This window comes from Streptomyces sp. MGP-P1, assembly GCF_057766565.1.
On record NZ_JBYMEM010000005.1, the window covers coordinates 77,745 to 103,768 of the forward strand.

At 68.0% G+C, this 26,024-nt stretch carries 39 protein-coding genes and 1 pseudogene; 5 read left to right on the plus strand and 35 right to left on the minus strand.

Annotation, left to right across the window (positions count from 1 at the left end; all coding sequences use genetic code 11):
* Positions 1 to 314 precede the first annotated feature (314 nt).
* Entirely contained in the window at positions 315 to 1,934 is a 1,620-nt protein-coding gene (locus tag AC3CH1_RS09520; RefSeq protein ID WP_018960213.1) for an ABC-F family ATP-binding cassette domain-containing protein, read from the minus strand.
* A gap of 67 nt (positions 1,935 to 2,001) precedes the next feature.
* Here AC3CH1_RS09520 and AC3CH1_RS09525 point away from each other — a divergent pair, with 67 nt between their 5' ends.
* Positions 2,002 to 2,853: a hypothetical protein gene (locus AC3CH1_RS09525; RefSeq protein ID WP_488462523.1), complete on the plus strand. Its 852-nt coding sequence runs from the start codon at positions 2,002 to 2,004 to the stop codon at positions 2,851 to 2,853.
* A gap of 63 nt (positions 2,854 to 2,916) precedes the next feature.
* Here AC3CH1_RS09525 and truA read toward each other — a convergent pair whose 3' ends face one another.
* From truA to AC3CH1_RS09690, 33 genes and pseudogenes are all read right to left on the minus strand, one after another.
* On the minus strand, positions 2,917 to 3,771 hold the full coding sequence (gene truA / locus AC3CH1_RS09530) for a tRNA pseudouridine(38-40) synthase TruA (protein ID WP_398068620.1): 855 nt from the start codon (positions 3,769 to 3,771) through the stop codon (positions 2,917 to 2,919).
* A 93-nt stretch (positions 3,772 to 3,864) separates the two neighbouring features.
* The gene (rplQ, locus tag AC3CH1_RS09535; RefSeq protein ID WP_018960210.1) at positions 3,865 to 4,368 is read right to left on the minus strand and encodes a 50S ribosomal protein L17; all 504 of its coding nucleotides are present in this window, start codon (positions 4,366 to 4,368) and stop codon (positions 3,865 to 3,867) included.
* 313 nt (positions 4,369 to 4,681) lie between these two features.
* Positions 4,682 to 5,704: a DNA-directed RNA polymerase subunit alpha gene (locus AC3CH1_RS09540; protein WP_003966937.1), complete on the minus strand. Its 1,023-nt coding sequence runs from the start codon at positions 5,702 to 5,704 to the stop codon at positions 4,682 to 4,684.
* 137 nt (positions 5,705 to 5,841) lie between these two features.
* Positions 5,842 to 6,246, minus strand: coding sequence for a 30S ribosomal protein S11 (gene rpsK, locus AC3CH1_RS09545; protein WP_003956432.1), 405 nt, complete (start codon positions 6,244 to 6,246; stop codon positions 5,842 to 5,844).
* A 104-nt stretch (positions 6,247 to 6,350) separates the two neighbouring features.
* Complete coding sequence (rpsM, locus tag AC3CH1_RS09550) at positions 6,351 to 6,731, minus strand: 30S ribosomal protein S13 (RefSeq protein WP_007446719.1); 381 nt, start codon at positions 6,729 to 6,731, stop codon at positions 6,351 to 6,353.
* Positions 6,732 to 6,925: 194 nt separating this feature from the next.
* Entirely contained in the window at positions 6,926 to 7,039 is a 114-nt protein-coding gene (rpmJ, locus tag AC3CH1_RS09555) for a 50S ribosomal protein L36 (RefSeq protein WP_003956441.1), read from the minus strand.
* Between the two features lie 59 nt (positions 7,040 to 7,098).
* Positions 7,099 to 7,320 carry a translation initiation factor IF-1 gene (gene infA, locus AC3CH1_RS09560; protein WP_003956442.1) on the minus strand — a complete coding sequence of 74 codons (222 nt, stop codon included), beginning with the start codon at positions 7,318 to 7,320 and terminating at the stop codon, positions 7,099 to 7,101.
* Positions 7,321 to 7,493: 173 nt separating this feature from the next.
* Positions 7,494 to 8,330: a type I methionyl aminopeptidase gene (gene map / locus AC3CH1_RS09565; protein ID WP_488462524.1), complete on the minus strand. Its 837-nt coding sequence runs from the start codon at positions 8,328 to 8,330 to the stop codon at positions 7,494 to 7,496.
* A 133-nt stretch (positions 8,331 to 8,463) separates the two neighbouring features.
* Positions 8,464 to 9,123 carry an adenylate kinase gene (locus tag AC3CH1_RS09570; RefSeq protein WP_488462525.1) on the minus strand — a complete coding sequence of 220 codons (660 nt, stop codon included), beginning with the start codon at positions 9,121 to 9,123 and terminating at the stop codon, positions 8,464 to 8,466.
* Complete coding sequence (secY, locus tag AC3CH1_RS09575; protein ID WP_361873354.1) at positions 9,123 to 10,436, minus strand: preprotein translocase subunit SecY; 1,314 nt, start codon at positions 10,434 to 10,436, stop codon at positions 9,123 to 9,125. Before secY ends, AC3CH1_RS09570 begins: the two co-directional genes overlap by 1 nt.
* A gap of 380 nt (positions 10,437 to 10,816) precedes the next feature.
* Positions 10,817 to 11,272 carry a 50S ribosomal protein L15 gene (gene rplO / locus AC3CH1_RS09580; RefSeq protein ID WP_003966942.1) on the minus strand — a complete coding sequence of 152 codons (456 nt, stop codon included), beginning with the start codon at positions 11,270 to 11,272 and terminating at the stop codon, positions 10,817 to 10,819.
* 1 nt (position 11,273) lies between these two features.
* Positions 11,274 to 11,456 carry a 50S ribosomal protein L30 gene (rpmD, locus tag AC3CH1_RS09585; RefSeq protein ID WP_003966943.1) on the minus strand — a complete coding sequence of 61 codons (183 nt, stop codon included), beginning with the start codon at positions 11,454 to 11,456 and terminating at the stop codon, positions 11,274 to 11,276.
* Positions 11,456 to 12,061: a 30S ribosomal protein S5 gene (gene rpsE / locus AC3CH1_RS09590; protein ID WP_003966944.1), complete on the minus strand. Its 606-nt coding sequence runs from the start codon at positions 12,059 to 12,061 to the stop codon at positions 11,456 to 11,458. Before rpsE ends, rpmD begins: the two co-directional genes overlap by 1 nt.
* A gap of 47 nt (positions 12,062 to 12,108) precedes the next feature.
* Positions 12,109 to 12,492 carry a 50S ribosomal protein L18 gene (rplR, locus tag AC3CH1_RS09595; protein WP_015610732.1) on the minus strand — a complete coding sequence of 128 codons (384 nt, stop codon included), beginning with the start codon at positions 12,490 to 12,492 and terminating at the stop codon, positions 12,109 to 12,111.
* A gap of 2 nt (positions 12,493 to 12,494) precedes the next feature.
* Complete coding sequence (gene rplF / locus AC3CH1_RS09600) at positions 12,495 to 13,034, minus strand: 50S ribosomal protein L6 (protein ID WP_018960206.1); 540 nt, start codon at positions 13,032 to 13,034, stop codon at positions 12,495 to 12,497.
* 21 nt (positions 13,035 to 13,055) lie between these two features.
* Positions 13,056 to 13,454 carry a 30S ribosomal protein S8 gene (rpsH, locus tag AC3CH1_RS09605; RefSeq protein WP_007446728.1) on the minus strand — a complete coding sequence of 133 codons (399 nt, stop codon included), beginning with the start codon at positions 13,452 to 13,454 and terminating at the stop codon, positions 13,056 to 13,058.
* Between the two features lie 224 nt (positions 13,455 to 13,678).
* Positions 13,679 to 13,864, minus strand: coding sequence for a type Z 30S ribosomal protein S14 (locus AC3CH1_RS09610; protein ID WP_003948630.1), 186 nt, complete (start codon positions 13,862 to 13,864; stop codon positions 13,679 to 13,681).
* Between the two features lie 2 nt (positions 13,865 to 13,866).
* Entirely contained in the window at positions 13,867 to 14,424 is a 558-nt protein-coding gene (gene rplE / locus AC3CH1_RS09615) for a 50S ribosomal protein L5 (RefSeq protein WP_003966948.1), read from the minus strand.
* Positions 14,424 to 14,747 (minus strand): 50S ribosomal protein L24, encoded by a 324-nt coding sequence (gene rplX / locus AC3CH1_RS09620; protein WP_018960205.1) that lies wholly within the window; start codon positions 14,745 to 14,747, stop codon positions 14,424 to 14,426. The genes rplE and rplX overlap by 1 nt, the downstream gene beginning before the upstream one ends.
* 2 nt (positions 14,748 to 14,749) lie before the next feature.
* Positions 14,750 to 15,118 (minus strand): 50S ribosomal protein L14, encoded by a 369-nt coding sequence (gene rplN / locus AC3CH1_RS09625; RefSeq protein ID WP_003966950.1) that lies wholly within the window; start codon positions 15,116 to 15,118, stop codon positions 14,750 to 14,752.
* A gap of 107 nt (positions 15,119 to 15,225) precedes the next feature.
* Positions 15,226 to 15,510: a 30S ribosomal protein S17 gene (gene rpsQ / locus AC3CH1_RS09630; protein ID WP_018960204.1), complete on the minus strand. Its 285-nt coding sequence runs from the start codon at positions 15,508 to 15,510 to the stop codon at positions 15,226 to 15,228.
* Positions 15,510 to 15,734, minus strand: coding sequence for a 50S ribosomal protein L29 (gene rpmC, locus AC3CH1_RS09635; protein ID WP_003966952.1), 225 nt, complete (start codon positions 15,732 to 15,734; stop codon positions 15,510 to 15,512). Before rpmC ends, rpsQ begins: the two co-directional genes overlap by 1 nt.
* Positions 15,734 to 16,153 carry a 50S ribosomal protein L16 gene (rplP, locus tag AC3CH1_RS09640; protein WP_488462526.1) on the minus strand — a complete coding sequence of 140 codons (420 nt, stop codon included), beginning with the start codon at positions 16,151 to 16,153 and terminating at the stop codon, positions 15,734 to 15,736. Before rplP ends, rpmC begins: the two co-directional genes overlap by 1 nt.
* Positions 16,154 to 16,158: 5 nt before the next feature.
* Positions 16,159 to 16,998 (minus strand): 30S ribosomal protein S3, encoded by an 840-nt coding sequence (rpsC, locus tag AC3CH1_RS09645; RefSeq protein ID WP_018510593.1) that lies wholly within the window; start codon positions 16,996 to 16,998, stop codon positions 16,159 to 16,161.
* Entirely contained in the window at positions 16,998 to 17,345 is a 348-nt protein-coding gene (gene rplV, locus AC3CH1_RS09650) for a 50S ribosomal protein L22 (RefSeq protein WP_026290933.1), read from the minus strand. Before rplV ends, rpsC begins: the two co-directional genes overlap by 1 nt.
* 42 nt (positions 17,346 to 17,387) lie before the next feature.
* A complete protein-coding gene (rpsS, locus tag AC3CH1_RS09655) occupies positions 17,388 to 17,669 on the minus strand; it encodes a 30S ribosomal protein S19 (RefSeq protein ID WP_015610726.1) in 282 nt (93 codons plus the stop codon).
* A 12-nt stretch (positions 17,670 to 17,681) separates the two neighbouring features.
* Positions 17,682 to 18,518 carry a 50S ribosomal protein L2 gene (gene rplB / locus AC3CH1_RS09660; protein ID WP_015610725.1) on the minus strand — a complete coding sequence of 279 codons (837 nt, stop codon included), beginning with the start codon at positions 18,516 to 18,518 and terminating at the stop codon, positions 17,682 to 17,684.
* 39 nt (positions 18,519 to 18,557) lie between these two features.
* Positions 18,558 to 18,881, minus strand: coding sequence for a 50S ribosomal protein L23 (gene rplW / locus AC3CH1_RS09665; protein ID WP_007446738.1), 324 nt, complete (start codon positions 18,879 to 18,881; stop codon positions 18,558 to 18,560).
* Positions 18,881 to 19,531, minus strand: coding sequence for a 50S ribosomal protein L4 (rplD, locus tag AC3CH1_RS09670; RefSeq protein ID WP_003966959.1), 651 nt, complete (start codon positions 19,529 to 19,531; stop codon positions 18,881 to 18,883). The genes rplW and rplD overlap by 1 nt, the downstream gene beginning before the upstream one ends.
* A 4-nt stretch (positions 19,532 to 19,535) precedes the next feature.
* Complete coding sequence (rplC, locus tag AC3CH1_RS09675; protein ID WP_015610723.1) at positions 19,536 to 20,180, minus strand: 50S ribosomal protein L3; 645 nt, start codon at positions 20,178 to 20,180, stop codon at positions 19,536 to 19,538.
* Between the two features lie 14 nt (positions 20,181 to 20,194).
* Positions 20,195 to 20,503, minus strand: coding sequence for a 30S ribosomal protein S10 (rpsJ, locus tag AC3CH1_RS09680; protein ID WP_003948644.1), 309 nt, complete (start codon positions 20,501 to 20,503; stop codon positions 20,195 to 20,197).
* A 398-nt stretch (positions 20,504 to 20,901) separates the two neighbouring features.
* A pseudogene (locus AC3CH1_RS09685) lies at positions 20,902 to 21,038 on the minus strand (IS5/IS1182 family transposase); the annotation flags it as partial.
* A gap of 45 nt (positions 21,039 to 21,083) precedes the next feature.
* Positions 21,084 to 21,269: a hypothetical protein gene (locus tag AC3CH1_RS09690; protein ID WP_488463519.1), complete on the minus strand. Its 186-nt coding sequence runs from the start codon at positions 21,267 to 21,269 to the stop codon at positions 21,084 to 21,086.
* On the opposite strand from AC3CH1_RS09690, the gene AC3CH1_RS09695 reads away from it, so the two are divergent.
* Complete coding sequence (locus AC3CH1_RS09695; protein ID WP_488462527.1) at positions 21,203 to 21,439, plus strand: DUF6221 family protein; 237 nt, start codon at positions 21,203 to 21,205, stop codon at positions 21,437 to 21,439. The genes AC3CH1_RS09690 and AC3CH1_RS09695 overlap by 67 nt on opposite strands.
* A gap of 173 nt (positions 21,440 to 21,612) precedes the next feature.
* Here the strand turns inward: AC3CH1_RS09695 and AC3CH1_RS09700 are convergent, their stop codons facing one another.
* Positions 21,613 to 22,068: a hypothetical protein gene (locus AC3CH1_RS09700; protein WP_488462528.1), complete on the minus strand. Its 456-nt coding sequence runs from the start codon at positions 22,066 to 22,068 to the stop codon at positions 21,613 to 21,615.
* Between the two features lie 424 nt (positions 22,069 to 22,492).
* Between AC3CH1_RS09700 and AC3CH1_RS09705 the strand changes: the two genes are divergently transcribed.
* The 3 genes from AC3CH1_RS09705 to AC3CH1_RS09715 all read left to right on the plus strand — a co-directional run bounded on the left by AC3CH1_RS09705 (position 22,493) and on the right by AC3CH1_RS09715 (position 25,976).
* Complete coding sequence (locus AC3CH1_RS09705; RefSeq protein ID WP_488463457.1) at positions 22,493 to 24,514, plus strand: PIG-L family deacetylase; 2,022 nt, start codon at positions 22,493 to 22,495, stop codon at positions 24,512 to 24,514.
* A gap of 148 nt (positions 24,515 to 24,662) precedes the next feature.
* A complete protein-coding gene (locus AC3CH1_RS09710; protein ID WP_488462529.1) occupies positions 24,663 to 25,388 on the plus strand; it encodes a S1 family peptidase in 726 nt (241 codons plus the stop codon).
* 273 nt (positions 25,389 to 25,661) lie between these two features.
* Positions 25,662 to 25,976, plus strand: a complete 315-nt coding sequence (locus AC3CH1_RS09715; RefSeq protein WP_488462530.1) for a hypothetical protein — start codon at positions 25,662 to 25,664, stop codon at positions 25,974 to 25,976.
* Positions 25,977 to 26,024: the final 48 nt, after the last annotated feature.

Consider the following 26,024-nt stretch of genomic DNA (forward strand, 5'->3'; position numbering starts at 1 on the left):
ACACCACCCCAGCCGGCGCTTGCGGCCACCCTTCCCAGCCCTGCAGCACCATCCCAGCCCCGCCCGCGCTTGAGGCGATCCCTTCCAGCCCCGCCACACCACCCAGCCCCGCCGACGCTTAAGGCGACCTTTCTAGCCCCGCCGGCGCTTGAGGCGATCCTTTCCAGCCCCGCCCGCGCTTAAGGCGACCTTTCCAGCCCCGCCGGCGCTTGAGGCGCGGGGGCCCGGGGGCAGCGCCCCCGCAACGGCGCCGCACGGCACCCCGCACCGCACCCACCCCCCGCGCACCCCACCCCGCCGCCGACCGCCCAAGGTCACCGCACCCGCTGAACCCTCCGCTCGTCCCACACCGGCTCCGAAGTCTCCCGCACGACCCCGTCCGACCCGAAGACCAGATACCGGTCGAAGGACTTCGCGAACCACCGGTCGTGCGTGACGGCCATCACCGTGCCGTCGTACACCTCCAACCCGTCCTGCAACGCCTCCGCCGACTCCAGGTCCAGGTTGTCCGTGGGCTCGTCCAGCAGCAGCGCCGTCGTGCCGGCCAGCTCCAGGAGCAGGATCTGGAACCGCGCCTGCTGCCCGCCGGACAGCTTCTCGAACGGCTGGTCCCCCTGCCGCTCCAGCTCATAGCGCCGCAGCACCGACATCGCCCCGCCCCGGTCCTTGGCGTGCTCGGACCAGAGGATCTCCACCAGCGTCTTGCCGAGCAGCTCCGGATGCGCGTGGGTCTGGGCGAAGTGCCCGGGCACGACCCGTGCCCCGAGCTTCCACTCCCCCGTGTGCGCCACCGGCTCACCGGCCAGCAGCCGCAGGAAGTGCGACTTGCCCGACCCGTTGGAGCCGAGGACCGCGACCCGCTCCCCGTAGTAGATCTCCAGGTCGAACGGCTTCATCAGCCCGGTCAGCTCCAGGCCCTTGCAAGTCACCGCCCGCACCCCGGTCCGCCCGCCGCGCAGCCGCATCCTGATGTCCTGCTCGCGCGGCGGCTCCGGCGGCGGGCCGGCCTCCTCGAACTTCTTGAAGCGCGTCTGCATCGCGTGGTAGCGGTTCGCCATGTCGGGGCTGTTCGCCGCCTGCTGCCGCATCCGCAGGACGAGCGCCTTCAGCCGGGCGTGCTCCTCCTGCCAGCGCCGCAGCAGCTCCTCGAACCGGGCGAAACGCTCCTTGCGCGCGTCGTGGTAGGTGGCGAAGCCGCCTCCGTGCACCCATACGTCGCTGCCCGCCGGACTCGGCTCGACGCTGACGATCTTCTCGGCGGCTCGGGACAGCAGCTCCCGGTCGTGGGAGACGAAGAGAACCGTCTTACGGGTCTCCTTCAGCTTCCCCTCCAGCCACCGCTTGCCCGGCACGTCCAGATAGTTGTCCGGCTCGTCCAGCAGCAGGACCTCGTCGGGGCCGCGCAGCAGCGCCTCGAGGACCAGTCGCTTCTGCTCACCACCGCTGAGCGTGCGGACCTCGCGCCACTGCGCCTTCTCGTACGGGACGCCCAGCGCGGCCATGGTGCACATGTCCCAGACCGTCTCGGCCTCGTAGCCCCGCGCCTCCGCCCAGTCGCTCAGCGCCTGCGCGTACGCCATCTGCGCGGCCTCGTCGTCGACGGTGAGGATGCGTTCCTCGGCCGCGTCGACGGCCTTGGCCGCCTCCCGGATGCGCGGCTGGGCCACGGAGACCAACAGGTCCCGCACCGTCCGCTCGTCCCGCACCGAGCCCACGAACTGCGGCATCACGCCGAGCCCGCCGCTCACCGACACCGTGCCGCCGTGCGGCTGGAGCTCACCGGCGAGCAGCCGCAGCAAGGTCGTCTTGCCCGCCCCGTTCGCCCCGACGAGCGCGACGACGGCCCCGTCGGCCACCCGGAACGAGGCGTCGCCGAGCAGCACCCGCCCGTCCGGTAGGTAGTACTCCAGGTGGCCTGCTTCGAGATGTCCCATACAGAGCATTGTCACGGTCCGCGAACGGTTGTCCCAACCGGTTTACGTCTCCCTCTAAACTGCGCGCATGAGCTTTGGGCAAGGGGGGGCCTCCTGGGGGCCCGGGGGCGACGGGACTCCGGACTGGGCGGCGCTGGCGGAGGAATCCGCGGCGCGCGCCCGCCGGAAGAGGCTGATGATGATCGGCGGTGGCGCGCTGGCCACCGTGGCGATAGGCGCGATCGTGACCACGGCCGTGGTCACGTCGAACGGCGGCGGCACGGACAAGGCGGACAAGAACGCGAGCCAGTTGCCCGCGCCCGCCGAACTCCCCGAGGACACCTCCGCGCCCGCGCCCTCGTTCTCCTCGGTCGCACCGCCGCCCCCGCCGGACCCCAAGGACTACATCTCCAGCGCCGAGAAGGACAGGGCGCCGATCACCGTGGAGGGGTTCTTCCCCGGCAAGAGGCTCACCATGGGCGACCGCGTCCACCTCAAGGGCGCGACGAGCACCTCCGGGACGTGCACGGCGGGCACCCAGGGCGCCCTCGGCTCGGTCCTCACGAACAACGGTTGCGACCAGCTCATCCGGGCCACCTACCGCAAGGACGGGGTGGCGGTCACCGTCGGCATCGCCGTCTTCGCGACGGAGGCCCGCGCGAAGAAGGCCGTCGACCAGAGCTCGGGCGGCCTGGCCTCCCTCAGCGGCGGCGGCGTCGACACCTTCTGCCGGGGCGGCACGGTCTGCCTGCGCACCGCCAACTCCTACGGGCGCTACGCCTACTTCACCGTCGGGGGCTTCGTGAACGGCAAGCGGGTCACCACCGCCGACAAGGGCGTATACGCGGTCAACAAGGACCTGACGAACTTCACCTTCCGCCAGATCCACCGCCGGGGCCAGCTCCAGGCCTCCCAGGCCGCCGCGGCCCCCAACGGCTGACGGGCCGACACCCTCGGCGCCGAACTCCCGTTCCGGCGAACGGGAGTCACACCGGGGCGACGCTCAGCAGCACCCGGCCCCCGGCAACGTCCGTACGTTCCGCGCCTCCACGGCACGGGCCGCCAGCAACGCGTCGGCCGGGTAGGCCACTTCCTCCAGCGTCAGCCCGTGCGGGCGCACCACGTGCACCCCGGGGTCGCGCACCTTCGCGGCGAGCACCTCGGCGGGCCAGCCGGCCGGCCGCCGCCCGTCGCCGACGAACAGCGCCGCCCCGATCAGCGCCCGCACCATGTTGTGGCAGAACGCGTCCGCCTGCACGGTCGCGGTCAGCACCCCGGACGCCGGGTCCCGTACCCAGCTCAGCTTCTGGAGCGTACGAATGGTCGTCGCGCCCTCACGCTTCTTGCAGTACGCGGCGAAGTCGTGCTCCCCCACCATCAACGCGGCCGCCTCGTTCATCGCGTCCACGTCCAACGGCCGGTCGTGCCACAGCACATGGCCCCGGGTCAGCGGATCGACGCCGCCGGGCCGGTCCCCCACCCGGTACGCGTACCGCCGCCACAGCGCGGAGAACCGGGCGTTGAACCCGGCGGGTGCGGGGGCCGCGCGCCAGATCCGTACGTCCAGCGGCAGCCGGCCCGCCAGCCGTCGCAGCAGCTTCTCCTCATGCTCGGCCCAGACCGCCTCGGGCAGGTCCACGTGGGCCACCTGGCCGCGCGCGTGCACCCCGGCGTCCGTCCGGCCGGCCACCGTCAGGTCGTACGTCACCGCGGAGCGGGTCACGGTACGCAGCGCGTCCTCGATCTCGCCCTGCACCGTGCGCCGGCTGGTCTGCTTCGCCCAGCCGGAGAAGTCCTTGCCGTCGTAGGCCAGGTCCAGCCGCACCCGTACGAAACCGGGCTCCGCCTCGTCACTCACCGCGTCATCCTCTCGACTCCCCTGGTCAGCAGAACGGGCCCGCACCGCCCCGAAGGGAGATGCGGGCCCGTCCCGTGGTCCGTCTCAGAACGCTCAGGCGTCCTTCGACTCCGCGTCGTCGGCCGGCTTGGCGTCCTCGACGGACTCGGCCGCGGGGGCCTCGTCCTTCTTGAGGGCGTCTTCCTTGACCGCACGCTTCGTCGCGGCCTCGGCCTCACCGGTGGCCTGCTGGGCCACGGTCAGCGCCTCGACCAGCTCGATGACCGCCATCGGGGCGTTGTCGCCACGACGGTTGCCGATCTTGGTGATACGGGTGTAACCACCGGGGCGGTTCTCGTATCGGGGAGCGATCTCGGTGAAGAGCGTGTGGACGATGCTCTTGTCCGTGATCGTCTGGAGCACCAGGCGACGGTTGTGGATGTCGCCCTTCTTCGCCTTGGTGACGAGGCGCTCGGCGACCGGACGCAGGCGACGGGCCTTCGCCTCGGTCGTCGTGATGCGGCCGTGCTCGAACAGCGACTTCGCCAGGTTGGCGAGGAGCAGACGCTCGTGCGCGGCGCTGCCGCCCAGACGGGCACCCTTTGCGGGACGCGGCATGGTGATTCTCCTTGTGTGCTGCACCGGCCGTATCAGGTACCGGTGTCAGTTCCCGCGAGGCGGACGCCTCCCGGAAGTCATAGCTGCCGTGCGGGCTCGGAGTCCGGCATCAGCCACACTCCGACCCGTCCGACGTTCGCCGGACATCAGCCAAAATCAAGCCCGTCCGACACCCGCCGGACATCAGCCAAAATCCAGCCCGTCCGACACCCGCCGGACATCAGCCAAAATCAAGCCCGTCCGGCGATTGAGGACAAAGCCTCAGCCCCGGCCCGGGGCACCCTCAAAACCGGGCACCCCCCGCCGGAGGCGATCAGTACTGCTCGGTCTCCACGAAACCGGCGTCCGCGTCGTCGTCGGCGCCGAAGGCGTCAGCGGCGGCGGTCGGGTCGAAGCCGGGAGGCGAGTCCTTGAGCGCGAGGCCCATACCGGCCAGCTTCGCCTTGACCTCGTCGATCGACTTGGCGCCGAAGTTGCGGATGTCGAGCAGGTCCGCCTCGGAACGGGCCACGAGCTCACCCACGGAGTGGATGCCCTCGCGCTTGAGGCAGTTGTACGACCGAACGGTGAGCTCCAGCTCCTCGATCGGCAGGGCGAGATCGGCGGCGAGCGCGGCGTCCGTCGGGGACGGGCCCATGTCGATGCCCTCGGCGTCGATGTTGAGCTCGCGCGCCAGACCGAACAGCTCGACCAGGGTCTTACCGGCCGACGCCATGGCGTCACGGGGACGCATGGCCTGCTTGGTCTCGACGTCGACGATCAGCTTGTCGAAGTCGGTGCGCTGCTCGACACGGGTCGCCTCGACCTTGTACGTGACCTTGAGCACCGGCGAGTAGATGGAGTCGACCGGGATGCGGCCGATCTCCTGGCCGACCTGCTTGTTCTGGACGGCGGAGACGTAGCCGCGACCGCGCTCGACGGTCAGCTCCATCTCCAGCTTGCCCTTGCCGTTGAGCGTGGCGAGAACGAGGTCGGGGTTGTGCACCTCGACACCGGCCGGGGGCGCGATGTCGGCGGCGGTGACCAGACCCGGGCCCTGCTTGCGCAGGTACATCACGACGGGCTCGTCGTGCTCCGAGGAGACGACCAGCTGCTTGATGTTGAGGATGAGGTCGGTGACGTCCTCCTTGACGCCCGGCACGGTGGTGAACTCGTGCAGGACCCCGTCGATCCGGATGCTGGTGACAGCGGCACCGGGGATCGAGGAGAGGAGGGTGCGGCGGAGGGAGTTGCCGAGGGTGTAACCGAAGCCCGGCTCCAGCGGCTCGATCACGAACCGGGAGCGGAACTCGTCGACGACCTCTTCGGTCAGCGACGGACGCTGAGCGATAAGCATGCGGTGATCCTTCAGTCGTGGGCACCCACTATTTGATGCCCGACAGATGTAACAAGGGTACGGGCGGTACGCCCCGTAAGAGGTGTACCGCCCGGACCTGACGCTACTGACGCACGGCCGTCACCGGCCGCGACGCATCAGACGCGGCGACGCTTCGGCGGACGGCAGCCGTTGTGCGGCGTCGGGGTGACGTCCTGGATCGAACCGACCTCGAGGCCCGTGGCCTGGAGGGAACGGATCGCGGTCTCACGGCCGGAGCCGGGACCCTTGACGAAAACGTCGACCTTGCGCATGCCGTGCTCCTGCGCGCGGCGGGCGGCCGACTCGGCGGCCATCTGCGCGGCGAAGGGGGTGGACTTGCGCGAGCCCTTGAAGCCGACGTGGCCGGCGGAGGCCCAGGAGATCACGTTGCCCGAGGGGTCCGTGATCGAGACGATGGTGTTGTTGAACGTGCTCTTGATGTGCGCGTGGCCGTGAGCGACGTTCTTCTTTTCCTTGCGACGCACCTTCTTGGCTGCGCCCTGACGACCCTTGGGGGGCATGTCTTGACTCCAGATGGAGAGGGGAGGTGATCGGTCCTACAGCGAAGACCGCTGGTTGCTGCGGGTTCCGGAGAACCGGAGGTCCGCAGTGCGTCCGCTGAGGACTACTTCTTGCCCGGCTTCTTCTTACCGGCGATGGCGCGACGCGGGCCCTTGCGGGTACGCGCGTTCGTGCTGGTGCGCTGACCGTGGACCGGCAGACCACGGCGGTGACGAATGCCCTGGTAGCAGCCGATCTCGATCTTGCGGCGAATGTCGCCCTGGACCTCGCGGCGGAGGTCACCCTCGGTGCGGAGGTTGGCGTCCACGTACTCGCGGATCTTGACGAGGTCTTCCTCGGCAAGGTCGCGGACGCGGGCGTCCGGGTTCACGCCGGTGGAGGCGAGGATCTCCTTGGACCGGGTGCGCCCGATACCGAAGACGTAGGTGAGGGCAACCTCCACGCGCTTTTCGCGCGGGATGTCAACACCTGAAACGCGTGCCATTCAATGGCTCCAGTTGTTAGATCGGGGGTCTTCCGCAGTGCCACTCCCGACCGCCGACCGCTCTCGTGGAGCGATGGTACGTCCGGGTCCCCGGCCCCCGCCGGAGGTGTCGTCAGCCGTGGCTTGGACGGGCTCTGCGTATGTACGTATTACGTGCGTCGCGCGAAGAACTGCGAGATGCAGGCGGTCGTGCGTCAGCCCTGGCGCTGCTTGTGGCGCAGGTTGTCGCAGATGACCATGACCCGACCGTGACGGCGGATCACCTTGCACTTGTCGCAGATCTTCTTGACGCTCGGCTTGACCTTCATGGGATGTCAGGTTCTCCGGGTCAGTGCCACCACCCGCCGAAACGGGATGCCGGCAAGATCTACTTGTAGCGGTAGACGATCCGGCCACGCGTCAGGTCGTACGGAGAGAGCTCCACCACGACCCGGTCATCCGGGAGGATGCGGATGTAGTGCATCCGCATCTTGCCGCTGATGTGCGCCAGGACCTTGTGACCGTTCTGGAGCTCCACCTTGAACATTGCGTTCGGGAGGGACTCGATCACGGTGCCCTCAATCTCGATGGCACCTTGCTTCTTGGCCACGCTTCGCCTTTCGAATCGGCTACCTTGATCGGCTCTTGCTTATCGGTGTGCTGATATGCGGGCACACTGATGCACGAGAGCCGACGAGTCAGTCTACGTCAGCGGACTCCAAAAGACGAATCCGTCAAGTTTGCCCAGCCGGGGTGATCGTTAGACCTCCCCGGGAGGTCATGTCACCCGAGAGGGTCGGGAGCCGCTTCCACGCCGTACTCCGCGAGCTTCGCCCTGCCGCAGTCCGGGGCGGTCAGGACCAGCGGGCCCTGCTCGGTGAGCGCGATGGAGTGCTCCCAGTGCGAGGACCAGGTGCCGTCCGTCGTGATGACCGTCCAGTCGTCGCTCAGGGTCTCCGTCCGTGCCGTGCCGAGCGAGACCATGGGCTCGATCGCCAGGCACACGCCCGGGACCAGCTTGATGCCCTTGCCGCGCTTGCGGGAGACGTAGTTCAGCAGGTGCGGGTCCATGTGCATCTCGGTGCCGATGCCATGGCCGCCGAAGTCCTCGATGATCCCGTACTTGCCGGTCGCAGGGCGGGGCTGGCGGCGGATGTAGGACTCGATCGCCCGGGAGACGTCGACGAGGCGGTTGTTCACCTTCATCGCGGCGATCCCGGCCCACATGGACTCCTCGGTCACCCGGGAGAGCTCGATCAGCTCCGGAGCGTGACCGGTGCCCACGAAGGCGGTGTAGGCCGCGTCTCCGTGCCAGCCGTCGACGATCGCGCCGGCGTCGATCGAGATGATGTCGCCGTCCTTCAGGACCGTCTTCTGGTCCGGGATCCCGTGGACGACGACCTCGTTGACCGAGGTGCAGATGGTCGCGGGGAACCCGCCGTAACCGAGGAAGTTCGACTTGGCGCCGTGGTCGGCGATCACCTTGCGGGCGACCTGGTCCAGGTCGTGCGTGGTCGCCCCGGGCACGGCGGCCTCACGGGTGGCGGCGTGAATGGCAGCGACCACCAGGCCCGCCTCGCGCATCTTCGCGATCTGCTCGGGGGTCTTGATCTGCACCATTGCTCGGCGCCTCTCTGCATCGACGGTGACGGGTACGGCTCGGCGTGTTCAACGATACGGGGGCAAGCAGTCGGCCGCGGCGCCCTCAGGCGCCGCGGCCGGCTTGCACTACGGGTGGTGCGGTGGTGGACGCTCAGCCCTCTTCGGAGGTCTTCAGCGCCTCCATGGCGCGGGCGGTCACGTCCGCGACCTTGCCCAGCGCGGAGATGGTCACCACGAGGCCCTGGGCCCGGTAGTAGTCGATGATCGGCTCGGTCTGCGTGTGGTAGACCTCGAGCCGGGTACGGACCGTCTCCTCGCTGTCGTCGTCCCGCTGGTACAGCTCGCCGCCGCAGGCGTCGCAGACGCCCTGGGTCTTCGGCGGGTTGTACGTCAGGTGGAAGACGTGCGCGCTGTCGTTGCGGCAGACGCGGCGACCCGCGATCCGCTTCACGACCTCGTCCTCGGGGACCTCGAGATCGAGGACCGCGTCCAGCTTTACGCCCTCGTCCTTGAGCATCACGTCAAGGGCTTCGGCCTGTCCGACGTTCCGCGGGAAGCCGTCCAGCAGGAAGCCGTCGACGGCGTCCGACTGGGCCATACGGTCCTTGGCCATCCCGATGGTGACCTCGTCCGGCACCAGCTGGCCTTCGTCCATGTAGGCGCGGGCCTGCTTGCCAAGGTCGGTGCCCTGGCTGATGTTGGCGCGGAAGAGGTCGCCCGTGGCGATGTGCGGAATCGAGAGGTTCTGAGCAAGGTACGCAGCCTGCGTTCCCTTGCCGGCACCCGGAGGCCCGACGAGGACGATTCGCATCAGCGGAGGAACCCTTCGTAATTGCGCTGCTGGAGCTGACTCTCGATCTGCTTCACGGTTTCCAGACCCACACCCACGATGATGAGGATGCTCGTCCCGCCGAAGGGGAAGTTCTGGTTAGCCCCGCCGAAGCCTGCCAACGCCATCGTCGGCACCAGAGCGATCAGGCCCAGATACAGCGAGCCCGGCCAAGTGATCCTGTTGAGCACGTAGCTCAGATACTCGGCAGTAGGTCGACCTGCCCGGATACCCGGGATGAAGCCACCATACTTCTTCATGTTGTCCGCGACTTCGTCGGGGTTGAACGAAATGGCCACATAGAAGAAGGCGAAGAACACGATGAGTACGAAGTACGTCGCGATGTAGTACGGGTGGTCACCGGTCACGAAGTTGTCCGTGATCCAGGTCGCCCAGCCGGCCTGCGAGTTCGAGAACTGGACGATCAGCGCCGGGATGTAGAGCAGCGACGAGGCGAAGATGACCGGAATCACACCCGCCTGGTTCACCTTCAGCGGGATGTACGTGGACGTACCGCCGTAGGACCGGCGTCCGATCATGCGCTTCGCGTACTGCACCGGAATGCGGCGCTGGGCCTGCTCGACGAAGACGACGAGGCCGACCATCACGAAGCCGATGAGGATGACCGTGCCGAACTCGATCCAGCCGTCGGCCAGCTTGCCGCTCTCCTTGATGGCCCACAGGGCGCCGGGGAACGTGGCCGCGATCGAGATGAACATGAGGATCGACATGCCGTTGCCGATGCCGCGGTCGGTGATCAGCTCACCGAGCCACATGACGGCGGCCGTACCGGCGGTCATCGTGAGGACCATGATGATCGTGGTGAAGATCGACTTGTCCGCGACGATCTGGCTGCCCACGGAACAGTTCTGGAAGAGCGCACCGCTACGGGCGGTGGCGACCAGGCCGGTGCCCTGGAGGATGGCCAGCGCGACCGTCAGATAACGCGTGTACTGCGTGATCTTCGCCGTGCCGGACTGCCCCTCCTTCTTCAGGGCTTCCAGGCGCGGGATCACGACGGTCAGCAGCTGGAGAATGATGCTCGCCGTGATGTACGGCATGATGCCGAGCGCGAAGATGGTGATCTGCAGCAGGGCGCCACCGCTGAACATCTGCATCAGACCGAGGAGGCCACCCGAGTCGGCCTGGTCGATGCACTGCTGCACCTTCGAGTAGTCGACTCCAGGGGCCGGGACGTGCGCCCCGAGCCGATAGATCACGATGATGCCGAGCGTGAAGAGCAGCTTCTTGCGCAGGTCGGGCGTCTTGAACGCTCGGGCGAACGCGGTGAACACGGTGCCTCCTGCGACCCCCGCGCTATGCGTCAGAGGCGACGGGTCTGGATGGGACTGGATGGGATCGGGTACAAGGCAGCCCTACATCGTAAGGAGGCCACAAAAGATTAACGGCGCCACCCTACCCGGCCCAGGACTGAGCGGGAAACACGCGCCGCACACCGGTGTACGGTCCGCTTCCCGGCCCGCGCCGCGAAAGACCGGCCAAGCCGCACCATTTGGGACGTGAACGCCCCTCCGCTCCCCCACCGCCGGTGCGGTGGACACCCGTTCAACCTTTCCCGAGCCTTTACGGTTCCCGTACAGCGGCACAAACGCAGAAAAGCCTGGCCGGCCACCTCCGAAGAGGCGGTCGGCCAGGCTCAGTTCTGTCCCGCGGCTCAGACGAGCTCGGTGACCGTACCGCCGGCGGCGGTGATCTTCTCCTTGGCGGAGCCGGAGACGGCGTCAACCGAAACCTGCAGTGCCACGGAGATCTCGCCCTGTCCGAGGACCTTGACGAGGTGGTTGTTGCGCACAGCGCCCTTGGCGACCAGGTCGGCCACCGTGACCTCTCCACCCTCGGGGTAGAGCGTCGCGAGCTTGTCCAGGTTCACGACCTGGTACTCCGTGCGGAACGGGTTCTTGAAGCCCTTGAGCTTCGGGAGACGCATGTGGAGGGGCATCTGGCCACCCTCGAAGCGCTCCGGAACCTGGTAACGAGCCTTCGTACCCTTGGTACCACGGCCTGCGGTCTTACCCTTGGACGCCTCACCACGACCCACACGGGTCTTGGCGGTCTTGGCGCCCGGGGCAGGCCGGAGGTTGTGGGCCTTCAGCGGGCTGTTCTCCGCCATGTCAGTCAACCTCCTCAACCGTCACGAGGTGGCGGACGGTGTGAACCATTCCGCGGAACTCGGGGCGGTCCTCCTTGACAACCGAGTCGTTCAGGCGCTTGAGCCCGAGCGAACGCAGGGTGTCGCGGTGGTTCTGCTTGCTGCCGATGTACGACTTCGTCTGCGTGATCTTGAGGCGAGCCATTACGCACCCGCTCCCGCACGTGCACGAAGCAGAGCCGCGGGGGCGACGTCCTCGAGGGGCAGACCGCGGCGGGCCGCGATCTCCTCGGGACGCTGCAGGCCCTGGAGGGCCGCCACGGTCGCGTGCACGATGTTGATCGCGTTGGACGAGCCAAGCGACTTCGACAGGATGTCGTGAACGCCGGCGCACTCGAGCACGGCGCGCACCGGGCCACCGGCGATAACGCCGGTACCGGGGGACGCCGGCTTGAGCAGGACGACGCCCGCGGCCTTCTCGCCCGTGATCGGGTGAGGGATGGTGCCCTGGATGCGCGGGACCTTGAAGAAGTTCTTCTTGGCCTCTTCGACACCCTTGGCGATGGCCGCGGGAACTTCCTTGGCCTTGCCGTATCCGACACCGACGGTGCCGTCACCATCGCCCACCACGACCAGCGCGGTGAAGCTGAAGCGACGACCACCCTTCACAACCTTGGCGACGCGGTTGATCGCGACGACGCGCTCGACGTACGCGGTCTTCTCGGCGGCGCTGGCGCCACCGTCACGGCCCTTCCGGTCCCGCCGCTCGCCGCCACCGGCACCGCTTCCGCGGCGCTGGGGTCCAGCCATTGGAATTACCTCTCTCTGTTACGGACGCTGTGCGTAGGAACCGGGGCTTAGAACTTCAGCCCGGCTTCACGGGCGGCGTCAGCCAGAGCGGCAATCCGCCCGGCGTACTGGTTACCACCGCGGTCGAACACGACGGCCTCGACGCCTGCGGCCTTGGCACGCTCGGCGACCAGGGCGCCGACCTGCTGGGCCTGGGCGCTCTTGTCACCCTCGCCGCCACGGATCGAGGTGTCCAGGGTCGACGCCGACGCGAGCGTGTGGCCCGCGATGTCGTCGATGACCTGGGCCACGATGTGGCGGTTGGAACGCGTCACGACCAAGCGAGGACGCTCCGGCGAACCGGAGATGTGCTTGCGGACGCGGATGTGGCGGCGCTTGAGAGCGGCACGCTTGTACGCGTCGCCCTTGGCGATCTTCACACCGTATGCCATGGCTACTTACCAGCCTTTCCGACCTTGCGGCGGATGACCTCGCCCGCGTACTTGACGCCCTTGGCCTTGTACGGGTCGGGCTTCCGCAGCTTGCGGATGTTGGCGGCTACCTCGCCGACCTTCTGCTTGTCGATGCCCTCGACGCTGAGCTTCGTGGGCGACTCGACCTTGAAGGTGATGCCATCCGGAGCCTCGATGAGGATCGGGTGGCTGTAGCCCAGGGCGAACTCCAGGTTGGAGCCCTTCGCCTGGACGCGGTAACCGACACCGCTGATCTCGAGCGCCTTGGAGTAACCCGCGGTCACGCCGGTGATCATGTTCGCCACCAGCGTGCGGGACAGGCCGTGGAGGGCCTTGTTCTGACGCTCGTCGTTCGGGCGGGAGACGTTGAGCACGCCGTCCTCACCCTTGGAGACCTCGATCGGCGCGGCGACGGTGTGCGTGAGGGAACCCTTGGGGCCCTTCACGGCGACCGTACGGCCATCGATGGTGACGTCCACACCGGCGGGAACCTGGATGGGGAGCTTGCCGATTCGCGACATGAGCTTTCCTTCCTTTCCCGACTACCAGACGTAGGCGAGGACTTCCCCACCTACGCCCTTCTTGCCTGCCTGCTGGCCGGTCAGGAGACCGTGGGACGTGGAGATGATCGCCACGCCCAGGCCGCCGAGAACCTTCGGCAGGTTGGTGGACTTTGCGTATACACGCAGACCCGGCTTCGAAATCCGCTTGATGCCGGCGATCGAGCGCTCGCGGTTCGGGCCGAACTTCAGCTCGAGGACGAGGTTCTTGCCGACCTCGGCGTCCTCGACCTTCCAGCCGGTGATGAAGCCCTCCTGCTGGAGGATCTCCGCGATGTGCGACTTGATCTTGCTGTGCGGCATCGAGACATCGTCGTGATATGCCGAGTTCGCGTTACGCAGACGCGTGAGCATGTCTGCGATGGGATCAGTCATGGTCATGAGTTGGCCTTCGGCCTCTCTCGCCGGGGTTTCCTGTATGCGCCATCCCTCTCCCCACTCAGTGGCGGGACGGGTGCGGTGCGGGGACCTACGGCGTAGTAAGTCGGTCTTGGGCGGCAGGCGCCCAACCCTTCAAGCCTACGGCATGAAAGGACGGGCTCCTGCCGACCCAGATGCTTACCGAGAGTCTCCGGAACTTCCCTTTGCCCGAGGGCAGAGGGGAGTTACCAGGAGCTCTTGGTCACGCCCGGCAGCTCGCCACGGTGGGCCATCTCACGAAGGCACACGCGGCACAGGCCGAACTTGCGGTAGACGGAGTGGGGCCGGCCGCAGCGCTGGCAGCGGGTGTACCCGCGCACGCCGAACTTCGGCTTACGGGCGGCCTTAGCGATCAGAGCCTTCTTCGCCACGGTCAGTTCTCCTTGAACGGGAAGCCGAGGTGACGAAGGAGGGCACGACCCTCGTCGTCGTTGGTCGCCGTGGTGACCACGGTGATGTCCATGCCCCGGACCCGGTCGATCTTGTCCTGGTCGATCTCGTGGAACATGACCTGCTCCGTGAGACCGAAGGTGTAGTTGCCACGGCCGTCGAACTGCTTCGGCGACAGGCCACGGAAGTCACGGATACGCGGAAGCGCGAGCGACAGCGTACGGTCCAGGAACTCCCACATCCGGTCACCACGGAGGGTGACGTGGCAGCCGATCGGCTGGCCCTCGCGCAGCTTGAACTGCGCGATGGACTTGCGGGCCTTCGTGACGGCCGGCTTCTGGCCGGTGATCGTGGTGAGGTCCTTGACGGCACCGTCGATCAGCTTGGAGTCGCGGGCGGCGTCGCCCACACCCATGTTGACCACGATCTTGACCAGACCGGGAACCTGCATGACGTTCTCGTACGAGAACTCCTCACGCAGCTTGCCGGCGATTTCCTCGCGGTAGCGCGTCTTGAGACGCGGCGCAGTGGTGGCAGTCATCAGATGTCCTCACCGGTCCGCTTGGCAACGCGGATCTTGTTGCCCTCGTCGTCAAAGCGGTAGCCGACGCGGGTGACAACCTTGTTGCCGTCCTTCTCCACGACCAGCTGCACGTTGCTGATGTGGATCGGGGCCTCGGTGGTGACAATGCCACCCGTCTGCGAACCGCGAGCCGTCTGACCGGCCTTGGTGTGCTTCTTGACCCGGTTGACACCCTCGACGAGGACGCGGTCCTGCGTGGGATAGGCCACGATGACCTTGCCCTGCTTGCCCTTGTCCTTACCGGTGATGACCTGAACCAGGTCGCCCTTCTTGATCTTCATGCTTACAGCACCTCCGGCGCGAGCGAGATGATCTTCATGAACTTCTTCTCGCGCAGCTCCCGGCCCACCGGGCCGAAGATGCGGGTGCCGCGGGGGTCGCCGTCGTTCTTCAGAATGACGGCGGCGTTCTCGTCGAAGCGGATGTACGAGCCATCCTGACGACGACGCTCCTTGACGGTGCGAACGATGACGGCCTTGACGACGTCACCCTTCTTCACGTTGCCACCGGGGATCGCGTCCTTGACGGTGGCGACGATGACGTCACCGATACCCGCGTAGCGGCGACCCGAGCCACCGAGAACACGAATGGTGAGAATTTCCTTCGCACCCGTGTTGTCGGCGACGCGCAGTCGCGACTCCTGCTGGATCACGTCTATCTCCTGATCGTCTGCCGGTTCCCGGCGGGTGCCTCTCCGTTACGGGAGAGGCACCCCACCGAGCCTGGCGGAACTGACCTGAGGGGAGAATCCCTCAGGAATTACTTGGCCTTCTCGAGGATCTCGACGATGCGCCAGCGCTTCGAGGCGGACAGCGGACGCGTCTCCATGATGATGACGCGGTCGCCGACGCCGGCACTGTTCTGCTCGTCGTGGGCCTTGAGCTTGTTCGTACGGCGGATGACCTTGCCGTACAGCGCGTGCTTCACGCGGTCCTCGACAGCGACGACGACGGTCTTGTCCATCTTGTCGCTGACGACCAGACCCTCACGGGTCTTGCGGAAACCGCGGTCGGTGTTCGTCTCAGTCACAGTCTTCTCGCTCATCAGGCGCTCTCCACCGTCTCGATGCCCAGCTCGCGCTCACGCATCAGGGTGTAGATCCGGGCGATGTCCTTACGGACGGACTTGAGCCGACCGTGGTTCTCGAGCTGGCCCGTCGCCGCCTGGAAGCGGAGGTTGAACAGCTCTTCCTTGGCTTCGCGGAGCTTGTTGAGGAGCTCCTCGTCGCCCAGCTCGCGCAGCTCGGACGCCTTGGTACCGGCCGACATCACGACTCACCTGCCTCGCGCCGAACGATCCGGCACTTCATCGGAAGCTTGTGAGCAGCGCGGGTGAGCGCCTCACGAGCAATCTTCTCGTTCGGGTAGGACAGCTCGAACATCACCCGACCCGGCTTGACGTTCGCGATCCACCACTCGGGAGAACCCTTACCGGAACCCATGCGGGTCTCGGCAGGCTTCTTCGTCAGGGGACGGTCCGGGTAGATGTTGATCCAGACCTTGCCGCCACGCTTGATGTGACGGGTCATCGCGATACGAGCGGACTCGATCTGACGGTTCGTCACGTACGCCGGGGTCAGCGCCTGGATGCCGTACTCGCCGAACGCAACCTGCGTGCCACCCTTGGACATACCGTTGCGCTTCGGGTGGTGCTGCTTGCGGTGCTTGACCCTACGGGGGATCAGCATTTCGGTCAGGCCTCCGTTCCGGTGCTCTCAGCAGCCGGAGCAGCGGCGGCGGGGGCGTCGGCCTTGGGGGCCTCGGCTGCCGGCGACTGCTGCGGCTTACGGCCGCGACCGCCACGCTCGCCACCACGGCCGCCACCACGGCCGGCCGGGCGGTCGGTGCCGCCACGAGCCGGACGGTTGCCGGCGCGGGCCGCGGCGTTCTCGGCGCGAACCTCGGCGATGTTCTTGACGTCGCCCTTGTAGATCCAGACCTTCACGCCGATGCGGCCGAAGGTCGTCTTGGCCTCGAAGAAGCCGTAGTCCACGTTGGCCCGGAGGGTGTGCAGGGGCACGCGGCCCTCGCGGTAGAACTCCGAGCGGGACATCTCGGCGCCGCCGAGGCGACCGCCGCACTGGATCTTGATGCCCTTGGCGCCGGCCTTCATCGAGCTCTGCATGCTCTTGCGCATGGCACGACGGAAGGAGACGCGGGAGGAGAGCTGCTCGGCGACGGCCTGGGCCACCAGCTGAGCGTCCACCTCGGGGTTCTTGACCTCGAGGATGTTCAGCTGGACCTGCTTGCCGGTCAGCTTCTCCAGCTCGCCGCGGATGCGATCGGCCTCGGCGCCGCGGCGACCGATGACGATGCCCGGACGGGCGGTGTGGATGTCAACGCGGACGCGGTCGCGGGTGCGCTCGATCTCGACCTTCGAGATGCCGGCCCGCTCCATGCCCTTCGTCATCATGCGACGAATGGCGACGTCTTCCTTGACGTAGTCCTTGTACAGCTTGTCGGCGTACCAGCGGGACTTGAAGTCCGTGGTGATGCCGAGCCGGAACCCGTGCGGGTTTACCTTCTGGCCCATTACCGGGTTCCTTCCTTGCTGCTGACGACCACGGTGATGTGGCTGGTCCGCTTACGGATCCGGTAGGCACGGCCCTGAGCACGCGGACGGAACCGCTTCAGGGTCGGGCCCTCGTCCACGTACGCCTCGCTGATGACCAGCGAAGAGGCGTCGGGGTGGTCGTAGTTGTGTGCAGCGTTGGCGATGGCGCTGTCCAGCACCTTGCCAACCGGCACGCTCGCGGCCTGCGGGGCGAAACGCAGGACCGCCTGAGCCTCCGTGGCATCCATGCCACGGATGAGGTCCACCACTCGGCGGGCCTTCATGGGCGTGACGCGGATGTACCGCGCCTGGGCCCTGGCTTCCATGGTTGTCCCTTCGGTGTGAGTCATAGTCGTTTCCACCCCGCGCTAGCGGCGCTTCGACTTCCGGTCGTCCTTGACGTGGCCGCGGAAGGTGCGAGTCGGCGAGAACTCGCCGAGCTTGTGGCCGACCATCGACTCGGTGACGAACACCGGGACGTGGATCTTGCCGTTGTGCACCGCGATGGTGTGCCCCAGCATGGCCGGGATGATCATCGAGCGACGGGACCAGGTCTTGATGACGTTCTTGGTGCCAGCTTCGTTCTGGACGTCCACCTTCTTGACGAGGTGGCCGTCGACGAAGGGCCCCTTCTTGAGACTGCGCGGCATCTAAACCCGCTCCTAGCGCTTCTTGTTCGTCTTGCGGCGGCGGACGATGTACTTGCTCGAAGCCTTCTTCGGCGAGCGAGTACGACCCTCCTTCTGACCCCACGGCGAGACCGGGTGACGTCCACCGGAGGTCTTGCCTTCACCACCACCGTGCGGGTGGTCGACCGGGTTCATCGCAACACCGCGGACGGACGGGCGAACGCCCTTCCAGCGCATGCGACCGGCCTTGCCCCAGTTGATGTTCGACTGCTCGGCGTTGCCGACCTCACCAATGGTGGCGCGGCAGCGGGCGTCGACCAGCCGGATCTCACCGGACGGCATACGAAGGTGGGCCATGGTGCCCTCCTTCGCCAGCAGCTGCACGGAGGCACCCGCGGAACGGGCGAACTTCGCGCCGCCGCCGGGCCGCAGCTCGATGGCGTGGATGGTCGTACCGACCGGGATGTTGCGCAGCGCCAGGTTGTTGCCCGGCTTGATGTCTGCGGCCGGACCGTTCTCGACGCGGTCACCCTGCGCCAGGCCACGCGGGGCGACGATGTAACGCTTCTCGCCGTCCGCGTAGTGGAGCAGCGCGATGCGCGCGGTGCGGTTCGGGTCGTACTCGATGTGCGCGACCTTGGCCGGCACGCCGTCCTTGTCGTGACGACGGAAGTCGATCACGCGGTAGGCGCGCTTGTGTCCGCCACCCTGGTGGCGAACGGTGATCCGGCCGGTGTTGTTACGGCCGCCCTTGCTGTGCAGGGGGCGGACCAGCGACTTCTCCGGCGTGGACCGCGTGATCTCGACAAAGTCGGCGACGCTGGAGCCACGACGGCCCGGGGTCGTCGGCTTGTACTTGCGGATACCCATTTCTCAGTCCTCGTCCGATTCCGGACGACTCGACCTCCGCTAGGAGGTCGGGCCGCCGAAGATGTCGATTCGGTCGCCCTCAGCGAGGGTCACGATGGCGCGCTTCGTGTCGGAGCGCTTGCCGAAACCGGTCTTGGTGCGCTTGCGCTTACCCTGCCGGTTGATCGTGTTGACCCCGGTGACCTTGACCGAGAAGACCGCTTCCACAGCCTGCTTGATCTGGGTCTTGTTGGAGCCGGGCGCGACGATGAACGTGTACTTGTTCTCGTCGAGCAACGCGTAGCTCTTCTCGGAGACCACGGGCTTGACGAGAACGTCACGCGGGTCCGAGTACGTCTTGCTGGTAACGGTCGCCTCGCTCATCAGGCGTCGCTCCCTTCGGTCTCAGCGGTCTGGGGGCCAGACACGAAGGACTCGAAAGCGGCCTGGGTGAAGACCACGTCGTCAGAGACGATCACGTCGTACGTGTTCAGCTGGCCCGGCTCCAGGATGTGCACCTGGGGCAGGTTGCGTGCGGACAGCCACGCGGCCTCGTCGGCGCGGTCGACGACCAGGAGCAGGTTCTGGCGCTCCGAGATCTTGCCGAGCAGCGTCTTGGCGGCCTTCGTGGAGGCGGCACCCTCGACCACGCCGGTGACGACGTGGATACGGGAGTGACGGGCCCGGTCCGAGAGGGCACCGCGCAGGGCGGCGGCCTTCATCTTCTTCGGGGTCCGCTGCGAGTAGTCACGCGGCTGCGGGCCGTGGACGACGCCACCACCGGCGAACTGCGGGGCGCGGGTCGAACCCTGACGGGCGCGGCCGGTGCCCTTCTGGCGGTAAGGCTTCTTGCCACCACCGCGGACTTCGCCGCGGCGCTTGGTCTTGTGCGTGCCCTGACGGGCAGCTGCCAGCTGAGCGACAACGACCTGGTGGATCAGCGGAACGCTGGTCTTGGCGTCGAAGATCTCCGCGGGGAGGTCGACGGTACCGGCCTTGTCGCCTGCCGGCGAAAGGATGTCAATGGTGCTCATTACCTCAAGCCCCCTTGGCCGCGGTACGGACCAGGACGAGGCCGCCGTTCGGACCGGGGACCGCGCCCTTGATGAGGAGCAGACCCTTCTCCGCGTCAACCGCGTGGATGGTCAGGTTCTGGGTGGTGACGCGCTCGTTACCCATACGGCCCGCCATGCGCATGCCCTTGAAGACACGCCCAGGGGTGGCGCAGCCACCGATGGAACCGGGGGAACGGTGCTTGCGCTGGACGCCGTGGCCGGCGCCGAGGCCCTTGAAGTTGTGACGCTTCATGACACCGGCGAAGCCCTTGCCCTTGCTCTTGCCCGTGACGTCGACCTTGACGCCGGACTCGAACACCTCGGCAGTGACCTCCTGGCCCAGCGTGTACTCGCTGGCGTCAGGGGTGCGGAGCTCCACCAGGTGGCGGCGCGGGGTGACGTCGGCCTTGGCGAAGTGACCCTTGAGGGGCTTGTTCACCTTGCGCGGGTCGATCTCGCCGAAGGCGATCTGGACCGCTTCGTAGCCGTCGCTGTCGTTGGTGCGAACCTGCGTCACGACGCACGGCCCGGCCTTGACGACGGTCACCGGGACGACCCGGTTGTTCTCGTCCCAGACCTGGGTCATGCCGAGCTTCTCGCCCAGGACGCCCTTGATGTTCTTGCTCATCTCGGCCCGTCCCCTCAGAGCTTGATCTCGATGTCGACGCCCGCCGGAAGGTCGAGGCGCATCAGCGAGTCAACCGTCTTCGGCGTGGGGTCGAGAATGTCGATGAGGCGCTTGTGGGTGCGCATCTCGAAGTGCTCGCGAGAGTCCTTGTACTTGTGCGGCGACTTGATGACGCAGTACACGTTCTTCTCAGTGGGCAGCGGCACCGGGCCCGCGACCGACGCACCAGTGCGGGTCACCGTCTCGACGATCTTCTTCGCCGAGGAGTCGATGACCTCGTGGTCGTAGGCCTTGAGCCGGATGCGGATCTTCTGTCCCGCCATGGCTACTAGTAGTCCTGTCTCTCGTAACGCTCTGGAACCCGGGGGTTCTCTGGACTCCCCCTCCGACCCACGCGGTCGGGCGTGTCGCATCCCCTCTACGAAAATCTCCCGAAGGAGATCCCAACCAAGGGGGTGCGGACCCTAGACCGCGGAACCGGGGGCGGAACACCCACCGGGTGCCTGGCCGGCGCCCTGCGTTGCTTCCCGAAAGATTCCCGTACGTCCGGCCCTGGGGGCCGACGAGTACTGTGGGACTCGCTTCCGGTCCTCCCGGCGGGAGGCGCGCAGCATTGACACTCAACCGAGCAACCTGGTCAGTGTGCCATACGGGGCGCGGGCCTGGCCAATCGAGTCGGGAATCCTACCCCGAGCGAGCGAGTGCTCAAACGCAGGCGCGCATCCGGCGGTGCCGGGGCCCTCGCGGACCTGCCGGAACTCATCACGAGCCCGATGCCCGGATAGCTGCCGTCGGCGATCGTCATGGTCTTGCCGACGGGGCGGCCTTCGCGCCGGACTCTTCCCACGCCTTGCAGTCGGCCAGGACGGTTCCGACGCCGCGATCACACCGGACACCACAAGATCATTCCATGATGCCCGGCACAGCATCGAAAATGTCCACATGGCTGAGGAACTGGTGAGGTTCATCGAGGCGCGGCTGGACGAGTCGGCCGACTTGGCTCGGCGCTGCGACGGCGACGGATGCGGGCAGTGGTCGGCCCAAGGTCACACGGTCGACTTCTGCCAGGTCGACCTCACTGGCTTCCACCCCACGATTGCTCGCACGTGGCTCTGCACGACCCGGCCCGCGTCATGCGCGAGATCGAGGCCAAGCGGCGCATCCTGGCCCGTCACGCCCACGACCCCTGGCCGTGCCACGACCTGCGTGACCTGGCCTCGCCCTACACCGACCATCCTGACTTCCCCGCAAGGCCCTGAAGCAGCGCAGCACCTGAGCAGAGCCCCGGCAAAGCCGCGGGACCGGGCGTCACGCCGCCCTCGAAAGATCATTACGGGACAGCCCCTCTCTCCAGAAAGTCAATGGGTCAGGGCGAAGCGGAAATAGAGAAACGGCCCGCCGATGGAACGACGGGCCGTGACGATTCCTCAAATCATCCGCAATGCACTCCGGACTTCACCACAGTGGCTACGGATGTGTGCGCGGGGTTCCAGATCGACGCCTGCACCTGAATGCACTTACCGGCAGCATAGACCGACGCGGGGCCCGCGTAAGAGCTATAGTTTCCGCTGTCGTCATCACTTGCCAGGATTCCGTTACACACTCCCGGGGTAGTCGAATTGCATCGCTGCACATAAACGGAGGTGGCCGTGGCGGTCCCGGCGTAGCCAGCACTGTTCTTCACTGCGGCGCCACAGTTGTTGCCGTTCGAGGAGTCGTAGTAAACGTAAAGATTACCCCAGGTCGCCGATCCGTTCTTGATGGGATAGGTAGCAATGAGCGAACCGCTGCAACCGTAACCGGCAGCACTCGCCGCAGGCGCTGAGACGAATGAAAACCCGAGAACTGCCGCACAGATAGAAAGCATCGCCACGATGCGCTTCTTCACCACTGACACCTTAATTACCCTCTCCTGAAACATGGAAATCCCGAACGAACAATTCAGGACGAGGCAACCGTAGCCTCTCCCACCCGGAGAGTAAACAGCCGATACCAACGGAAAATGCGTAACATTCATACCCTTCCGCCATTCAGCCCCTGTCAGGGACAGGCGACCCAAAAGATGCAATACCCCGACTTCTTCGGAGGGGCAGGAGCACGTGCCGGCCCTGTCGGCAGACCGTCCGCGCGCGCCGGGCAACCTGTCCGCTCGCTCGCCCGTCTACACCTCCGCAGGCGCGGACCACCCGGTAGGCGGCCTGATGTGAGTGTCGGTAGTACGCAGGACAGGGCGGCCGTTCGCCCGCTGCGGGGGAAGCGGGACGGACGGGGTGCGTGGCGTGGTGGATCGATCTGTGACGTCCCGGATACGGATGCCCCGGCGCACCCTCCTCCTCGCGGCCACCGCGACCGCCGCCACCGCCGGATGCGCCGTACCGGCTCCGCGGCGGCACGGTCCGGTGCCGGACCCGGCCCCGGGGCTGGCCATAGCGCGCGGTCGGCGGGCGCTGGCCATGCAGTTGCTGGCCCACCCGGACGACGACCTGTACTTCATGAACCCGGACACCCGTGAGGCCCTCGACGCCGGGACCCCCGTGGTCTGCGTCTACCTCACCGCGGGCGAGGCCGACGGCCTCAACAAGGTCCCGGGCGCCCCGCGTCCGGAGCCCGACCGCGCCGCCTACGTCTGCTCCCGCCACCAGGGGCTGCGCCAGGCGTACGCCGAGCTGCTCGGGCTCGACCGCTTCGCCCCCTGGCAGAGGTCGGTGCTCACCCTGCGCGGCGGCCACCGGGCCGAGCGGGACGTCCTGGTCGACGGGGCCCGCCGGGTCGAGCTGGTCTTCCTCAACACCGCGATGCACACCGGGCGCGGCCGCCTCGGACTGCCCGGCCTCTGGGAGGACCGGCGCCTCGTGCTGCGTACCGTCGTCGCCGACGACTCCCCCTTGCAGAAGGCCGGTTCGTATACGTACGAGTCCCTGATCGATGTCCTCGTCGGGCTGCTGGAGGAGTACCGGCCGACCCTCGTGCACACCCTCGACCCGGACCCCGACCTCCAGTTCAGCAGCGAGTACGAGCGCCGCCGGGACAGCGAACAGCACGGGTACTCCGACCACCCGGACCACACCCCGGCCGGCTGCTTCGCCTGGGCGGCCCTGATCCGCTGGGTGGCGGCGACGACGGGGCGCGGGGAGCCGGTGCCCGGGTTCGTCGTCGCGGCGTTCCGGGGGTACTACAACCACCACTGGCCCAAGAACCTGCCCCCGGAGGTGCTGGAGCGCAAGGCCGCCCACCTCGTCCCGTACGGCGGCGCGCCCGACTGGGAGTGCGGCAACCCCTCGGGCTGCGGCGACTACAACATCGGCGGCGACCGGCCGCTGGCCAACCGGAAGGGCTGGGTGCGCTCCACCCACCACCGCTACCCGGGCCCCCGGGCCCAGGTCGCCTCCCGGACGGACGGCCGGCTCACCGTCTACGGGGTGCTGGGGCTGCGCGCCGTCCGGTGGCGGGAGAGCGCGCCCGGCAGCGGGGTCCTGGACGCGCCCGACGACCTCGGCGGCGGTCCGCTCGCCCCGGTGCTGGGTTCGGCGGCGACGGCGGACGGACGGCACCTGTTGTTCGGGCTGCGGTTCGCGGCGCTCGCCGGGCACGGCTCGGACAACGACCGCGAGATCGTGCTGCTGGAGCAGCGCTCGCCGGGCGGCCCCTTCCGCGCCTGGCGGGGGCTCGGCAACCCGGCCACCGGCAGCGACCACGGCCGCCGCGTCGGCGTGCCCGTCGCCGTCGCCGCCCCCGACGGCCGCGTCCACCTCTTCGTACGGAACGCGGAGAAGGGGCTGAGCACCCGGGTCCGGGACGCGGACACCGGACGCTGGAGCGGGTGGCGGGACCTGGGCGGCGGCGAGGTGCAGGACGGTCTGACGGCGGTCGTGGACACGGTTGGGCGTGTCCACGTGTACGCGGCCGGGCACCACGCCGTGCACCACTGGACCCAGGACGCCCCGGACACGGACGTCACCGCCCGCACCCAGCTCACCGACTCCCCCGTTCCCGCGCACGCGCCCGGCGCACTCCCCGCGCCCGACGGGTCCGTGGAGCTGTACTACCGGCCGGCCGCACGGGAGCGGCTCGTCGCCGTGCGGGCCGACCGCGCACCCGCGCCCCGCTTCGGCGGGTACGGCCCGGTGACCGCCGCCGCCTCGCCGGGCGGCCCGGTCCTGCTCGGCCGTTCCGCGGCGGGCCGGATCCAGCTGCGTACCGCCGGGGGCACCGCCGTACGGTCCCGGGGGCCGGTCGCCCTGGACGGTGTCGCCCTCCACCTCGGCGCGGCGGGCGGACGGCCCGCCGTCGTGGGGTTCGGGCCGGACGCGGCGCCCTGGGTGTGGCGTCCCTAGCAGCGGAGGCCTTCGGCCCAACTCCCGCCCCATAACGCGATGTTATGCCCAAACGTTAGTACCCCGGCCTCGTCGCGCTCCGGCACCCTGTTGCCCACCATCCCCCACGGACACGCACACCCCAGCGTGTCGCGCGAAACGAGGAATCATGCGTATATCCAGGCTCGTGCCCGCTGCCGCCGCCGCAGCGGCCTGTGTCCTCGCCCTCTTCGCACCGTCCGCCTCGGCCGCCCCCGAGGCCCCGCTCCAGGACTCCCCGCCCCCGACCACCCAGATCATCGGCGGCGGCTACGCCCAGAACGCGCCCTGGGCCGCCCGCCTCTTCTCGAACGGCAGAGAGACCTGTTCGGCGACGATCATCGCGCCGACCTGGATCCTCACCGCCAAGCACTGCGTCACCGGCGGCGGCCTGTCGTTCCGCATCGGCAGCCTCGACCAGCACAGCGGCGGTGTGGTCGCGAACGGCGCCCAGACCTACACCCACAGCTCGGACCTGGCCCTCGTCCGGCTGGACCGCTCGGTGCAGGCCACCTACTCCCGCCTCGGCCAGCCCGGCTCGGTGCGGGTCGGGCAGGGCGTGCAGGTCTGGGGCTGGGGCGCCACCTCCCAGTGCGGCTCCGAGGCCAACTGCCAGTCCCGCTACCTGAAGGTCGCCAACGTGACGGTCACCGGCGGCTGCGGTGACGCGTACGGCGGCTCGGCGATCTGCGCCCGCCGCGGCGACGGCATCACCGCCGGAGGCGACTCCGGCGGCCCGATGACGGCGAACGGCATCCAGGTCGGCGTCGCCTCCACCAGCGACCGGCAGACCACCACCGCGTACACGAACGTCACCGCGTACCGGTCCTGGATCCAGTCGATCGCGGGCGTCTGACCGACCCGGCCACCCGGGGCGGCGGACACCTGACGGACCCGTCGCCCCCCGTGAACCGTAGGGCCCCCTTACCTCATCGCCCTGAGGTACCGGGGCCCTACACCCATCCCGGGCCACCGCTCCGACACCGGGGACGAAAGCCCGGGTTTTCGGTGTCCTCCACGATCCGGCGCGGGTTCTCGCCGTCGCTGTCGTAGTAGTCGAGCTCGGCGCCGGCGCGTTGTCGACGGTGCTGCCCGGCAGGGCGGTGGTGCGACCAACGGCGTCGTAGGTGTGGCCGGATCCGGCCAGCCGGCCCACACGGTCGTAGCGGTAGCTCTGGCCGGAACGGCCCTGGTGACCGGCGACCTGCCCGTGCACGGACTCGCCGACCCGGTCGATGAGGACGGTGCTTCCGTCACTGTCGCGCGTGTGGACGCGCGAGACGGTGGAGCCGGTGGCGTCCTCGGTGACCTTCAGGTCCTCGCGCTGGGCGGAACGTTCACCACCGCGTCCGAGGACGGGGCGTTCGCCCTGACGGCCGCGGTGCCGGCCACGTCGGCGGCGGACCGCCCCTCGCGCACGGGGGGCCGGGCCCCGGGCCCTTGACCCCGGCGGCCCCGCACACGGCGAAGGGCCCCGCACCTCTTTCGAGGT